At 61.9% G+C, this 14,668-nt stretch carries 14 protein-coding genes; all 14 read right to left on the reverse strand.

Features of this window, described 5'->3' with window-relative positions:
• Window positions 1-57 precede the first annotated feature (57 nt).
• A complete protein-coding gene (gene trbL / locus GGD65_RS25845; protein WP_183237013.1) occupies window positions 58-1,275 on the reverse strand; it encodes a P-type conjugative transfer protein TrbL in 1,218 nt (405 codons plus the stop codon).
• On the reverse strand, window positions 1,272-1,631 hold the full coding sequence (gene trbK-alt, locus GGD65_RS25850) for a putative entry exclusion protein TrbK-alt (protein WP_183237014.1): 360 nt from the start codon (window positions 1,629-1,631) through the stop codon (window positions 1,272-1,274). The genes trbL and trbK-alt overlap by 4 nt, the downstream gene beginning before the upstream one ends.
• Window positions 1,631-2,359, reverse strand: a complete 729-nt coding sequence (trbJ, locus tag GGD65_RS25855) for a P-type conjugative transfer protein TrbJ (RefSeq protein WP_183237015.1) — start codon at window positions 2,357-2,359, stop codon at window positions 1,631-1,633. The genes trbK-alt and trbJ overlap by 1 nt, the downstream gene beginning before the upstream one ends.
• A complete protein-coding gene (gene trbE / locus GGD65_RS25860; RefSeq protein ID WP_183237016.1) occupies window positions 2,356-4,797 on the reverse strand; it encodes a conjugal transfer protein TrbE in 2,442 nt (813 codons plus the stop codon). Before trbE ends, trbJ begins: the two co-directional genes overlap by 4 nt.
• A gap of 10 nt (window positions 4,798-4,807) precedes the next feature.
• A complete protein-coding gene (locus tag GGD65_RS25865; protein WP_179734533.1) occupies window positions 4,808-5,071 on the reverse strand; it encodes a VirB3 family type IV secretion system protein in 264 nt (87 codons plus the stop codon).
• The gene (locus GGD65_RS25870) at window positions 5,071-5,394 is read right to left on the reverse strand and encodes a TrbC/VirB2 family protein (RefSeq protein WP_183237136.1); all 324 of its coding nucleotides are present in this window, start codon (window positions 5,392-5,394) and stop codon (window positions 5,071-5,073) included. Before GGD65_RS25870 ends, GGD65_RS25865 begins: the two co-directional genes overlap by 1 nt.
• A 1-nt stretch (window position 5,395) precedes the next feature.
• The gene (gene trbB / locus GGD65_RS25875; RefSeq protein ID WP_183237137.1) at window positions 5,396-6,310 is read right to left on the reverse strand and encodes a P-type conjugative transfer ATPase TrbB; all 915 of its coding nucleotides are present in this window, start codon (window positions 6,308-6,310) and stop codon (window positions 5,396-5,398) included.
• Window positions 6,311-6,539: 229 nt separating this feature from the next.
• Window positions 6,540-7,868 carry a nitrate/nitrite transporter gene (locus GGD65_RS25880; protein WP_183237017.1) on the reverse strand — a complete coding sequence of 443 codons (1,329 nt, stop codon included), beginning with the start codon at window positions 7,866-7,868 and terminating at the stop codon, window positions 6,540-6,542.
• Window positions 7,869-8,002: 134 nt separating this feature from the next.
• Entirely contained in the window at window positions 8,003-8,428 is a 426-nt protein-coding gene (locus GGD65_RS25885; protein WP_183237018.1) for a CopG family transcriptional regulator, read from the reverse strand.
• Between the two features lie 6 nt (window positions 8,429-8,434).
• Complete coding sequence (locus GGD65_RS25890; RefSeq protein ID WP_183237019.1) at window positions 8,435-10,423, reverse strand: conjugal transfer protein TraG; 1,989 nt, start codon at window positions 10,421-10,423, stop codon at window positions 8,435-8,437.
• 36 nt (window positions 10,424-10,459) lie between these two features.
• Window positions 10,460-12,223, reverse strand: a complete 1,764-nt coding sequence (locus GGD65_RS25895; protein ID WP_183237138.1) for a DUF3363 domain-containing protein — start codon at window positions 12,221-12,223, stop codon at window positions 10,460-10,462.
• 418 nt (window positions 12,224-12,641) lie between these two features.
• A complete protein-coding gene (locus tag GGD65_RS25900) occupies window positions 12,642-13,472 on the reverse strand; it encodes a lytic transglycosylase domain-containing protein (RefSeq protein WP_183237020.1) in 831 nt (276 codons plus the stop codon).
• Between the two features lie 2 nt (window positions 13,473-13,474).
• Complete coding sequence (locus GGD65_RS25905) at window positions 13,475-13,987, reverse strand: S26 family signal peptidase (protein ID WP_183237021.1); 513 nt, start codon at window positions 13,985-13,987, stop codon at window positions 13,475-13,477.
• Entirely contained in the window at window positions 13,984-14,448 is a 465-nt protein-coding gene (locus tag GGD65_RS25910; RefSeq protein ID WP_183237022.1) for a DUF2840 domain-containing protein, read from the reverse strand. Before GGD65_RS25910 ends, GGD65_RS25905 begins: the two co-directional genes overlap by 4 nt.
• Between the last annotated feature and the right edge of the window lie 220 nt (window positions 14,449-14,668).

The following is a 14,668-nucleotide window of genomic DNA, read 5'->3' on the forward strand; positions in this document are numbered from 1 at the left end:
GTCGTGCGATGGAAGGGTTTGAGGCTCTGCTGTGCGGCCGAGGTGCAGTGGTGCGTCTCAGCGCTCTCCTTCGGACAAATCGACGGAGGAGCCGCTGCCACCATGATCGCCCGAGCGGACGGCGTGGCCAGCAGCCGAGGCACTATGCCGAATGGTCTGAGCACGCTTCATGCGGCGCGCCCAATCAGGCTGCCCTTCGGCCGAGGGTTGCTCGCCCGCTTTCCCACCCCCGAAGGCAGCCGCTGCTCGACGCAAATGACTCATCGCAGCCGAAGCGCCAGCCTCCGCGACGCCAGCAAGGCCGCCGCTTCGATAGGCGACTGATGCTCCGCTTATGACAGCGCCGCCACCGCGCGCGGCGCCTGCAATCGCGCCGCCAGCGAGACCAGCGCCGCCGGCGGCGACACCTGCGCCTGCCGCAACAATGCCGCCGGCAGCAAGGCCTGTTCCAATCGCGGCACCCGCGCCGAGCTGGGGTCCGCCCGATACCAGGCCGTTTGCGATACCCGGACCGAAGATACCGAGGCCAAGCAAGGAGAGCGCCGCAAGCACCAGTGTCATCGCGTCTTCGATGGTTGGCTGATTGCCGCCAAAGCCAGCGGTGAACTGCGAGAACAGGGTCGATCCAATCCCGACAATGACGGCCAGCACCAAGACCTTGATTCCGGACGATATGACGTTGCCCAGGACCCGCTCTGCCGCGAAGGCGGTCTTGCCAAACAAGCCAAACGGAATGAGCACGAAGCCGGCCAGCGTCGTGAGCTTGAACTCGATCAGGGTGACAAAGAGCTGGATCGCCAGAATGAAGAAGGCGAGTAGCACCACGACCCATGCGAACAGGAGAACGACGATCTGCACGAAGTTTTCGAAGAAGCTGATGTAGCCCATCAGGTTGGAGATCGAATCGAGCAGCGGCCGGCCGGCGTCGAGTCCGACTTGAGCGATCTTTCCAGGTCTCAGGAAATCTGCAGCGGACAGGCTTGCACCCGATGCTTTCAGCCCGAGACCGGCAAAGCTCTCGAAGACGATGCGCGCCAGGCTATTCCAGTTGCCGATGAGGTAGGCGAAGACCCCCACGAAGAGCGTCTTCTTGACGAGGCGCGCGATGATGTCTTCGTCCGGCCCCCAACTCCAGAACAACGCCGCAAGCGTGATGTCGATTGCGGCAAGCGTCGCTGCGAGATACCCAACGTCGCTACCGAGCAGCCCAAAGCCGTTGTCGATATAGCGCGTGAACGTTTCCAGGAACTGGTCAATGATCCCCGTACCCTTCATGGCTTGTTCGCCTCAGGTGACGTCAGGTTTGGATATCCCTGCGGAATCCGGCTTTGATCCTTTGGGACAGGTATCGAGCTGGTTGCGTCATCGCGTCCGGAAGCTGTGGCGCTGTCCTTCTTGCCAAGGAAGCGACGGCGGTTTTCAGCCCAAATCTGCTGGCAGTGGCGATAGCCTGCCGTCTCCTCCGGAGTGACGCCGCGGCAGTGTACGAGGTCGGCATTGGCGGCATCGGTCCTCTGCTCCGCCTTCGGCGCATCGTCCCGGCCACGCAGCTGAATCGTGCAGGCCGCGACGGCCACCAGGCCGATTGTCGTAAGCAGCGACAGCGCCTTGAATGCTCTTACGTCGGTCATCAGTGGAACATCTGCACATTGGAGGATTGATAGCCCTGTCCTGGCGTCAGGAAACGCCTGAGCTGCTCTCGCCCCTGATCCTGAGCCGAGGCGCGCTGAGCGGCTTCGAGGCTCAGCGCCCTGCCCTGCGCCGCAGCGGCCGCTGTGAGATCGGCAAGTTGTTGCGCTTGAATCGCGAGGATCTGGTTGCCGGCCTGAGTCGCCTGCAAGGCGCCACTGGCACTCTGGCTCGAGGTTACGAGGGCAGACGTCTGGATGCGATTGGTGTCGAGGTTGCCAACGATGCCGGCCTGGACGCGAAGCGCGTCCTGCGTTGCCGAGTAAGTATTTTGCCAGCGCGATTGAGCGTTGGAGATCAGCAACTGGTTCGACTGGCTGCCGGTCGCCGGCCCGTAGCTGGTCGAGAAGGCACGATCGATCTGCTGCACGTCGTATGCAATGCGCTGGGCCTGGGCCAGCAATTGCTGGGTGCGCTGGATCGAAGATTGCAGTTGCTGCAACGATGAATACGGCAGGCTTGCCAAATTCCTTGCCTGATTGATCAGCATCTGTGCCTCGTTCTGCAACGAGGTGATCTGATTATTAATCTGCTGGAGCTCCCGCGCTGCCGTCAGAACATTCTGGACGTAGTTGGTGGGATCAAAGACGATCAGCGCCCGTGCGGGCAGCGTAACGCCAAGCAACAGCGCGAAGGCGGCCGTGGTCGCCAACAGGCCAAGAGGTCTCATAGCGATTTCTCCAGATTGACGAGATTCGGGATCAGATCTGTCGCCCAGGCGACGCCACGGTGCTGGAGCCAGGCAGGCACGAAGCCGTCGGGTCCATGTTCGGCGATGAGCTGCGTGATGGCAGCCTGGTCTGTCTTGGAAGAGGCTGCGGTGAATGCGAGCGCAACCTCACCAAGACCAAGTTCGAACATCCGGTTGCCGCGACGAGACTGGCAGTAGTAGTCGCGCTTTGGCGTGGCCCGGCTTAGAAGCTCGATCTGGCGGTCATTGAGGCCGAAGCGGCGGTAGATGGCAGTGATCTGCGGTTCGATCGCCCGTTCGTTCGGCAGCAACAATCGCGTTGGGCAGCTTTCGATGATCGCGGGCGCGATCGCGGATCCATCGATGTCCGAGAGCGACTGGGTGGCGAAGATGACGGACGCGTTCTTCTTCCGAAGCGTCTTCAACCATTCCCGGAGTTGCCCCGCAAAATCCTCGTCGTCGAGGGCAAGCCAACCTTCATCAACAATCAGGAGTGTCGGCCGGCCGTCGAGGTGGTCCCCAATACGATGGAAGAGGTACGCGAGCACGGCCGGCGCTGCACTCGTTCCGATCAAACCTTCGGTCTCAAACGCCTGGACTGAGGCCTCGCCGAGGCGCTCGTGTTCGGCATCAAGTAGGCGTCCGGACGCGCCACCGAGGCAATAGGGTTGCAGCGCACGCTTCAGGGAGTTGGATTGCAGGAGAACTGACAGGCCCGTCAGGGTCCGCTCCTCCCTCGGCGCCGAAGCGAGAGATGTCAGCGCCGACCACAAATGATCCTTGACCTCCGGGGTGATCTCGATCTTTTCCCGAGTAAGGATTGCGCAGATCCATTCCGTAGCCCATCCGCGCTCAGAGGGATCATCGATCCAGGCCAGCGGCTGCAAGGCGACGGGTTGTTCACCTGCGTCGGATAATGCGCCGCCGAGATCATGCCAATCACCGCCCATGGCGAGGGCGGCCGCTCGAATCGAACCACCGAAGTCAAACGCGAAGACCTGTGAGTTCGGATAACGCCTGAACTGTAGCGCCATCAGCGCGAGCAGCACTGACTTGCCAGCGCCTGTCGGCCCCACCACAAGGGTATGACCGACGTCGCCGACGTGGAGCGAGAATCGGAACGGCGTTGATCCCTCGGTCTTGCCGAACAGAAGCGGCGGACCCTTGAAGTGCAGATCCCTCGCCTCGCCGGCCCACACGGCCGACATCGGAATCATATGGGCGAGGTTGAGGGTCGATACCGGTGGCTGCCGCACATTCGCATAGACATGCCCCGGGAGGCTGCCGAGCCAGGCTTCGACGGCGTTCACCGTCTCGATCATGCAGGTGAAATCGCGGCCCTGGATGACCTTCTCGACCAGGCGGAGCTTTTCATCGGCAGCGTTGGGATCGCGGTCCCAGACAGTGATGGTCGCCGTGACAAAGGCTTGCCCGATCTGATCCGAGCCCAGTTCCTGCAACGCGGCGTCGGCATCAAGCGCCTTGTTATGGGCGTCGGTATCGAGCAGCGTCGACGCCTCGTTCGTCATGACCTCTTTGAGGATGGCGCCGATGGATTTTCGCTTGGCAAACCACTGCCGACGAATCTTGGTCAGCAGCTTGGTGGCATCGGTCTTGTCGAGCATGATTGCTCGGGTCGACCAGCGATACGAGAATGGCAGGCGATTCAGTTCATCAAGAATTCCCGGGGTCGTCGCGCCCGGAAAGCCGACAATCGTCAGAACCCGCAGGTTGGCTGCCCCCAGCATCGGCTCAAGCCCGCCGGTCAGCGGCTGGTCCGCCAACAGCGCATCGATGTACATAGGAATTTCGGGCACGCGAACCCGATGACGCTTGGTCGAGATCGTAGAGTGCAGGTAGGTCAGCGTGTCCTGATCATCGAGCCAGGCGCATTCGGGCATGAACCCTTCAAATAGCTGCAGCACACGGTTGGTTTGATCGACAAACCCGCGGAGCGCCTCGCGCGCGCCTGCTCCGACGGTTCGATCCCGGCCCTCATAGAGCAGCCGTTCTGCCCGGGCAGCGCCCTCTTCCGGGGGCAGGTAGAGGACGGTCAGGAAATAGCTGGACTCATAGTGGGCACCAGCCTCCTCGAATTGCGCGCGGCGTTCGGCGTCGACCAGCGCAGACGCGACATCCGGAAAGCTGTTGGGCGGGTAAGCGCCCGCAGAATGACGCTGCGCCTCAACGAAGACGGCCCAGCCGGATCCCAGGCGACGAAGTGCGTTGTTCAGACGGCCGGCGACGCCGACGAGTTCAGCCGGCACCGCGCTGTCGAGGTCAGGTCCCCGGAACTTTGCTGTCCGCTGGAACGAGCCATCCTTGTTCAGGACAATCCCTTCGTCGACGAGGGCTGCCCAGGGCAGAAAGTCGGCCAGACGCGCGTCGGAATGGCGATATTCGGCAAGGTTCATCATGACCGAAAACTCAGAGGTTGAGATGACCGGGAATGCGCAAATGTCGGCGCACCACATCGACGAAGGCGGGATCGCGCTTGGCGGCCCAGACGGCGGCCATGTGGCCGATGAACCAGAGGACGAGACCCGCGATCCAGAGCCGCATGCCGAGCCCAAGGGCTGCCGCAAGCGTGCCGTTGACGATCGCGACCGACCGCGGCGCGCCGCCCATCAGAATCGGCTCAGTGAGCGCGCGGTGAACGGGCACCACGAAACCTGTGACCGGTTCATCCATCAGATCACCACGCCGCCGCCGAAGGAGAAGAACGACAGGAAGAAGCTTGAGGCAGCAAACGCGATCGACAGACCGAACACGATCTGGATCAGCCGGCGGAAACCACCTGACGAGTCCCCGAACGCGAGCGTGAGCCCGGTCACGACGATGATGATGACGGCGATGATCTTGGCGACCGGACCTTCAACCGACTGCAATATCTGATTGAGTGGCTGCTCCCACGGCATGTTCGAGCCAGCCGCCCACGCCGGTGCCGACGACAAAATCACCGCGCCGAAGGCGGCCAACGATGCACCTCGAAGAAAGCGAAATTGCTGACGCATGTCAGTCTCCTGCTGATGAAAGGTTGTAATCACCGGCGGCCCCGAGCCCGGTGACGATGGCGAGCTCAGCGAGACGACGGTCAGCGCCGCGACCCGCGAGGACAGCGACGAGGTCGATGGTCTCGGCGATCAGGGCGCGGGGAACCGTGATGACGGCTTCCTGGATGAGTTGCTCGAGCCGCCGCAGCGCACCGAGCGCGCTACCCGCATGAATCGTGCCGATGCCGCCGGGATGGCCTGTGCCCCATGCCTTGAGCAGATCGAGTGCTTCGGCACCACGAACTTCGCCGACCGGAATGCGGTCAGGACGCAGTCGCAGCGAGGAGCGAACGAGATCCGATAGCGTGGCCACACCATCTTTGGTCCGCAAAGCCACTAGATTGGGCGCCTTGCACTGAAGCTCCCGCGTATCTTCGATCAGCACGACCCGATCGGAACTCTTTGCCACCTCGGCCAGGAGCGCATTCGTCAATGTTGTCTTGCCCGTCGATGTCCCACCGGCGACCAGAATGTTCTTCCGTGCGGCGACCGCGTTCTGCAGGAACTTGGCCTGCTCCGAGGTCATGATCCCCCTGCCGACGTAGTCATCGAGCGTGAATACAGCGACAGCGGGCTTGCGGATCGCAAAGGCCGGTGCCGCAACGACCGGAGGCAAGAGACCTTCGAATCGCTCGCCGGTCCCGGGCAATTCGGCCGAGACCCGCGGCGAGCCGGCATGCACCTCCGCACCTACGTGGTGCGCTACCAGACGAACAATGCGCTCGCCGTCCGCCGCCGACAGAGTCTCGCCTGTGTCGATCAGGCCATTCGACAACCGATCGATCCACAACCGCCCATCCGGATTGAGCATCACCTCGATGATCGCTTCGTCTTCGAGGTAGCCGGCAATCGCAGAGCCAAGCGCGCTGCGCAGCATTCGCGCGCCGCGCGAACTCGCTTCCGATTGAATGGAATGGATTGCCACCGTTCGCCCCCACCGAATGAGGACGTCCAACGAGCGTCCTCATATGGGGATGATTAGAAAAGGCACCGATGGACTTGGCGCAACAAGCGGCTTCAGTGATCGTAGACTAGCGTAGAAAAAGAAAGACTGAGAACTGATGTTTGAGGCCTACTCAACCGTATTGTACTCGGCGAGCTACCACTCACCACTCCGCATCGTCATCCGCGGGAAGGAGGATGAGCGAATCCTCATACGAGCTTACCGAAACGACAAGATCGAAAACATCAGCCGGCACCAAGAACGGAATCGGCCTCATCCGCGAAGCTAGGTATCCGGCCCAAGGCAGCGCGAACCAGAGCAGCGCCGCGATCTGAAGTGCTACGTTGAGACCGAACGCGACTTGATAGGCTTGGACGGGCCTATGGCCACCATTCGCAGACCATTGCTCCAGGATCAGGCCAGTCCCGAATTGAGCCAAAAATGCCCAACCGAAGTGCAGGACGTTTAGGGCGCCATTGGCGCGACCAGCTAGCTCAGGCGGAAAGTAATCCGCTATCACCGCGAAGCTGGCCACAGTTGCCGTTCCGACAATGGCGACAACGGACCAGAGCACAATGGACGGCAGAGGCGCTCGCAAGATCAAGGCCAACTCAGCTGCGACAAACAGAACTGATACCATCACCAGAATCGTCTCCGTCCCGATTCCCCTCCGTTTGATGTAATGGACCGTCGTACCGAAGAACCAGGCACCGCAGCTCAAGACGATCGACATCGTAAGAAGCTGTCGGACCAACCCTGCGCGATCAAGCCCCTCGACATCTGTCAGCCATGGCGATGCCCACAAACCTTGCAGAGACCAGGCTGATCCAATGCAAGTCGCCGACACAGGTGCGATTCGCCAGAAGCGCCGATCGCCGAAAACGGAGCCAAGGGTTGCGTGCGCGGTTGATGGGACAATGGGTCGTTCAGGCACGACGACATAGATGAGAATGGCCGTCACACCCGTAGCAGCTGCCAGGATCTCAAAGAGCGGCCGCCAGCCCATCCAAGCGAGCAGGTGTTCGACGGGAGTCGTAGCGGTCACCGCTCCTAGCGATCCCAGCATGATCATGTAGCCGTTCAGCAAGGCAACTCGTTCCCTGGGGAACCAAAGGATGATGGACTTCAGTCCTGCCGTCAGTGCCGCGGCCACGCCGAGCCCGATCATTGCGCGCGCGATCAAAAGTGACAGGAAGCTGGTCGATACCGCGAACAGCCCAGCGCCCGCAGCTGCGAGCAAGAGCAGAACACTTTGGACGCGCCGCGGGCCAAAGCGGTCAAGCAATACCCCGATGGGGATCTGAGCGGCCGCGAAAACAAGAAAATAGACCGACGTAAGCAACCCGAGGTCGGCAGTCCCAAGCCCGGTATCCGAACTTAGATGACCGGCGATCAGAGCGTTGATCGTTCGAAATAGATACGAAAGATAGTATCCGGCGGCAAAAGGGAGAAAAACGAACGCGATTCGACGCCATGCTGTTGAGATTTGCATGCTGGCCCCTTTTGCTCTCAGCTCGTGCGAGCCGATAGCGTGTCCAGCTTTTTGTCAGATCGGCTGAATTGCTGCGGTCGTAGACTGGCGTAGAAAAAGAAGGGACGGCGCAAAAGCGTATCCAGGACGCTCAGTCAGGCGTCGTCGGTCGGCTGGTGATAGCGGATATCTTCCGGAATTTCTCGGAGAAAACTTTGCCCCTTTTGCAGACGGCGCCCCAGCGCCTCGACAAATCCTTCAAAGCGTTCCCTGCCCTTTATTTGCGCGGCCGCCTGCGCATCGTTGGGTAGCGGCGGCGTGATCGTCAGCCAGAAACGAATGAACAAAGCCAAGGTCTCGGCCGTCAAACCCACGTCTCGTTCCAGCCTCTGCATCTGACGCGACAGCCGATCCAGGCGACGGATAAACGCTGCCTCCCGCCTGTCCGCACCGTCCGGAGACAGAAACGAAGCGACGGCCGCTTCCACGATGGCAGACCGGGAAAGTTTCTTGCGATCGGCCAGATCCGAGATCTGTTTCAGCAGTTCTGGCGGGAAGTAGACGTTCATCCGGTCGCGCATATCGCCTCAGAGCTCCATACCGTCATTCGGGTCTAGGGCGACTTGACGGGCGACACCGCGCATCTGCTGACGCATAAGTCGCGACTGGCGGACCGCATCCTCATCATCGTCAAGAACCGCGGCAAATTCCTCTGCCGGCGTCGGTTCGGTTGTCTCCTTGGCGATCGCGACGTGATCGGGGAGTTCGGGCTCACGACGGAGCCCGCTGTTCGCCGTGTCTTCCTCGGCCTCCGCGGCTTTGTCAGTTGGACCTCCCGTCGGCATCGGCGTTCCGAGCGCTGACCATCCGTCCATTCGCAATGATCGGGGGGCCGTCGCCGGATCGGGCGGCGGCAGAACCCGCTCGGTGAATCGCCGATCCTCGTAGTAGCGGACCTTCTTCGCCCGGATCGGCGCCGTCCCCGCCACCATGACGATCTCGTCCATCGGCGGAAGCTGCATGACTTCGCCTGGGGTTAGAAGCGGCCTTGCCGTCTCCTGACGCGAGACCATCAGGTGCCCCAGCCACGGGTTCAATCTATGACCGGCGTAGTTCTTCATGGCCCGCATCTCGGTCGCCGTACCCAAGGCGTCGGACACGCGTTTGGCCGTCCGCTCGTCGTTAGTCGCGAAACTGACGCGGACGTGGCAATTGTCGAGGATGGCGTTGTTGGGCCCATAGGCCTTCTCGATCTGATTGAGCGACTGCGCGATCAAGAAACTCTTGATGCCGTACCCCGCCATGAAAGCGAGTGCAGACTCGAAGAAATCAAGCCGCCCAAGAGCCGGGAACTCATCGAGCATCATCAGGACTCGGTGCCGGCGGTCGCGAGCGTGCAAGTCCTCGGTTAGGCGCCGGCCGATCTGATTCAGCACCAGACGGATCAGGGGCTTGGTCCGCGAAATGTCGGAAGGCGGCACCACGAGGTAAAGCGTCGTTGGGCGGCTATCTGCGATCAGATCTGCGATCCGCCAGTCGCACTCGCAGGTCACCTTGGCTACCACGGGATCACGGTAAAGCCCAAGGAACGACATGGCGGTGGACAGAACGCCGGAACGTTCGTTCTCGGACTTGTTGAGGAGCTCGCGCGCGGTTGAGGCGATCACGGGATGGGCGCCCTGCTCACCAAGATGCCGCGTGGACATCATCGCCTTCAACGTTACGTCGATCGGCCGCTTCGGGTCGGACAGGAAGGCGGCCACACCGGCCAAAGTCTTGTCTGCCTCGGCATAGAGTACATGGAGGATGGCACCGACCAGGAGCGAATGACTGGTCTTCTCCCAATGGTTCCGCTTGTCCAGCGAGCCTTCGGGATCGACCAGGACGTCGGCGACGTTCTGGACGTCGCGAACCTCCCAATCCCCGCGCCGGACCTCGAGCAGCGGATTGTAGGCTGAGGACTTTGGGTTGGTCGGGTCGAACAACAGGACGCGGCCATGCCGCGAACGAAAGCCGGCGGTCAGTTGCCAGTTCTCGCCCTTGATGTCGTGCACGATGGCCGAGCCGGGCCAAGCCAGCAGTGAGGGGACGACAAGGCCGACGCCCTTTCCCGAGCGAGTGGGCGCAAAACACAACACGTGCTCCGGTCCATCATGGCGGAGGTAGTTTTCGTCGAGCTTGCCCAGCACCACGCCATCCGGACCGAGTAGACCGGCTGCTCTGGCCTCCCTCGCATCGGCCCAGCGCGCCGAACCATAGGTCGCGACGTTCGTGGCTTCACGCGCCCGCCAAACCGACATGCCGATCGCCACCGCGATCGAAACAAAGGTTCCCGACGCCGCAATGAAGGCGCCCTCGACAAAGACCTGAGGCGCATAGGCGTCATACACGAACCACCACCAGAAGAAGACGGGTGGATAATAAATCTTGAAGCCCAACAATTCGAACCAGGGCCGCCCAAGCTCCGGTTGATAAGCGAGCCGCCACGCTGTCCACTCGGTGGCTCCCCAGATGGCCAGTAAAACGATGAGGCCGACAACGATCACCTGTCCCCAGAGGATTTTGGTCCCGGACATTCCGAGCGTCCTTCCGCAACTGAATTGGCGAGATACCTAGAGGCCGAGGTCGCGCTTGCGACCAAAGCCCCATTCGATGCCGCCGCCGTCCTTCACGACGCCGGTGACGTGTTGGCCGAGCCTCTGTTCGAGTTCGCGGGACCAGGGCACGAGCTGAAAGCCGAGCCCATTATCGATCATGGCGAAGCGTCCCGAGGTGAGCGTCAGCCGCTGGCGATACGTTCCCGCCACATGCTCCCCGGAGGCGGCATTCACGCGAGGCAGGCCGGTGTCGGCCGAGACCTTTGCTGCCACCTCGTCCAGTTCACGTCGGCGCAACGTGTTCAGGAGGTCGCGCTGCAGGATGATGCGCTGGCCCTGCCGCCCCGCCAGGCCCTCCTGAATCAGATGCTCGGTCCGGGCTTCCATGGCATCGCGGGTCTCGCGGCCGAATCCGCCCATGGCGAGCGGCATGGGGTCGCGTTCGACCAGCCTGTGGTCGAGCCAGGTCGCGCCCTTCGCGGTAGCCTGCTCGGCAAGATCGAGATCGGAGCGGATCGCCAGCACCACGGTCTGCCGCGGATCGTCGGCTTGACCGAAGCGTCGGACTTCGACGATGCCGCCGGCCGGCGGAGCATATTCGAAAGCCTCGACGCCTCGGAAGCGCAGGTGGTGCGCCCGTCCGTCTGTTCCGTCGATCAGGGCGTAGGCCTCGCCGGTCAGTTCGTCATGCAATCCACGGTCGACCAGTCGTCCGATGATCTGGGAAGACGGCTGTCCACCTTCGATAACGAAGTCGGCAATGCCGCGCGCTTCCCCCCGCTCGGTGAAGGCACGGTGCATGGTCTTGATGATGTCGCCGCGTATGCCGAGGTCGCGCAAGCTGCGCTCGGCCTCAAGCCCGACCATCCATTCCCCCGGCGCGGCGGATGTGGCAAGGCCCATCTTCTCCAGACGCTGCAGGCGGCCAACCATCAGCCGCCGGATCTCCGTATCGGGCTTGCCGGGATTCTCCGGGCGAAGATCAATGGTGCCGGTCTCATCTGCCGCCAGCCGGATCTCCCGATCGAGCCGCGTCCATCGTTCCGCCGTGACTTCCCTCTCCAGCGAGTTGCGAATCTCGTGCTCGGGCTTTGGACCCAGTTCAATCGCGACCAGTTCCTCGGCGCGTGAACGCAGGCCCCGGCTGATGTAGTCGCGGGAGATCACGAGATCAGCGCCCTCCTCGTCGACCCCCCGAACGAGAAGATGGACGTGAGGGTTGTCCGTATTCCAGTGATCAACGGCTACCCAATCAAGCCGCGTGCCGAGATCGGTTTCCATCTGCTTGGCCAAGTCGCGGGTGAAAGCCCTGAGGTCGGTCATGTCGCCGGCATCCTCTGGTGAGACGATGAACCTGAAATGATGCCGGTCGTCCTTGCACCGTTCCGCGAAAGCCGTGGCGTCAGCACGATCGCCGCCGGCATCGAACATCTCGGCTCGTTCACCACTCCGGGTCACGCCGTCGCGCTTCAGATATGAAAGATGCGCGGTGAGTGGTGCTGAACGAAAGGCACGTCCCTTGTGGCGAACCACGCGCGCCTTCACCACAACACGCCGCGTGGGGCTGAACAACCGGCTGCGGCTGAACGCAAGCCTGCCGCGGCCAAACGTCGAGCGCCCATAAGCCGTGGAACGCCTGCCAACCGCAGACTGACTAGAGGTGTGCCCGGCCTTCTTCGCGGCGCGCAGCACCTGGTTGATGAAGCTCTTCGGCTTCGGCCCGCGGGTACTGCGAATGCTCCCGGGCCGAACGCGCAGATCGCTGTCGCCTACGGTCATGGCCGGGCCTCGAATTGCGCAAAGGCGCCTACCGTGCCGAAAATGTCCTTGATTGCACTCGTCAAAATGCAGGGCGCGGCACGCGCCCCGACCGACCGGCACGCCAGAACCCAAGCCATGCCAATGGCTTGCGGTTCGACCGGCGAGCCCCTTTTATCTCGCCGTCCTACCGTCGTGGTCTCCCAGTCGCCGGATCCCGAAAGAGCCGCCGCGACTTGGCAGCCAACTCGCGAAGCCCCTAATGCTGCCGAGCGCTTGCGATAGCGATCGTTACCCGAAGGGCCGAGACACCCGAAGGGTGGCTCGGTGAGGAGCGAAGCGACGAGTAGAGCGCGGGCCGAAGGCATCGCCCATACGCCATCAGCACGTACCCCTTGCTCGTTGAAGCACACGAAGGCTTGCGAGCCCGCACACTTGGTCATTGCGATACCCCCGAATCCGATCGAGGGACGAACACGCCAATTGGCCGGGGGACCATAGGCGAAACATCGGGCGCCGAAATTGCGGTCGTGACACCGCTGGACGGCATGAACGACGGCAGCCGATCGCGCGTTTTCATGAGATTGGATCGCGTGACGAATAGCGTCGCGACTGCTGATGACTGTCCGCTGGACGTCCACCTCGGCGGCAGTTCAATGGCAAGCAGATTTGCAAGCTTTGCGACGTATGCTCGCGTCTCCTCTGGCAAAGAGCCGCCAGCGAGATGCTCTTCATAGCGAGTTGGTCCAGCATTGTACGCGGCAAACACCCCAGGCGAGCCATACCGATCGAGCAGTTCGCGCAAGTAAGCCGTGCCGGCCAGAATATTGTCACGCGGGTCGTAGGGGTCGTTCCCGAGATTGTAGCGCTCGCGAAGTTCCGCCCAAGTCGCCGGCATGATTTGCATCAGGCCCATTGCGCCTTTTGGCGATCTGGCGTGCACGTCACCAGCACTCTCGATGCTTTGGACTGATCGGATCCAGTTCGGTGCAATCGCAAAGCGTTGTGAGGCCTCATTGATGAAGCCGGCAAATGAGTGAGCGGTCTGACTGATCGCCGGCTGGGCGGCTGATCCGCTCTGGGCCAAAGCAGCACTGTCGAACGCGGTCAAAAGAAGCATCAGGGGTACGACAGCACAAACGCGCGGGCCCAACTGAGCCAAGCGTGCTGTCGCGCTCGCGCCAGCCTTGCAGACATCGATCGAGACGGAGGAATGATCCAGCAATCGATCGAACAAGGGAACGGCGAGGAGAACACGTTGAATACGCACGATCACTCCTCCCACGTCCACACCGGCATCGCACGGCCGATCACGCTAGATGCGGGAAGAAATCCAAAATACCGGCCATCAAGAGAGTCGTCCGACTGCCAGTTCATCAGAAACAGCTCGCCGTTGCCGACGACGCGGCAGCCCTGCCATTTCGGCAGCGGCCGGCCGCGTCCGTCGCGGTCCCGCGCCTCGCCCATTGCAATCTCGTCGACCGAAATCGTGAGGCCAGTTCTGCAAACACTCTGCCCCGGAAGGGCGAGCACGCGCTTCAGCATGGGGACGCCAATGGGCAAATAGCCGTTAAGGTCGAGGAAGGTCGCGAGCGGCTCCGGCGGCTGCACGGCGACCAATTCAGTGACATGGAATTGGTCCGCCGGTCGCAGGCGGTAGAGACCGATCGGCACGCTCGCGGATGCGTTCCAGATGTAAAGCGGAAGCGGCTCCAGGACGATCGTCGCGACGAGCGCAGCAGCAACCCCAATCGTCGCGGCCAGCATCATTAGGCGGCCCGTCATCGCATCACCTTTTGGCGATGAAGCCAGGCCTGATGGCGCGCTTTCGTGTAGGGGCGCGGGTTTTCGTTGACGGACAGACGGTTGTGAACGTGATGCCAGTGATCGGGAGCGACGTCAGCCGGATCGATGCCGAGCGCCTCAACGGCATCGATCATCTGCAGGACGCGCTCGACCTTCGGCCAGCCGGACAGACGCAGCAAAATCTCTCCGCCGGGAGTCACATAAGGGACGGTCGAGCAGCGCTGTCCCGGAGCGACTGCGCGCAAGATGTCGATCCGCGAAATGATCGTGCCGAAGTCGTTCGACGTCCATCGGACGAAGGCAAAGATGCTGCCGGGCGCGAATGACAGGACACGCCTGTGACGATCAAGCTTGCGTTCGTTGACGATACGACCGAACCGAATACGGTTTTCGATGCGCTTCTCGAGCCACAATACTTCCACTTCCGTGAGATCGCTCATGCGGCGACTCCCTGACGCTGGAGCTGGCAGCCGTGAGCTTGGGGCTCGGTGGAGAGTGTGTGTGGCCTGCAAAGGCAGGCTGGCCTGCCGGACTGCCGTTGCCGAGCGCCGCCAACGCGGCTTTCGGCCTGCTCCGTTAGAAAAAATCCGAAGGATTTCTGGTTAGTAAAGTTAGAGCGGCCGGAAAGCGCGGAGAACCAAGCTCTTAAGCTCGATTCCG

Origin of the sequence: Bradyrhizobium sp. CIR18 (genome assembly GCF_014198295.1) — a bacterium.
Classification (GTDB): domain Bacteria; phylum Pseudomonadota; class Alphaproteobacteria; order Rhizobiales; family Xanthobacteraceae; genus Bradyrhizobium.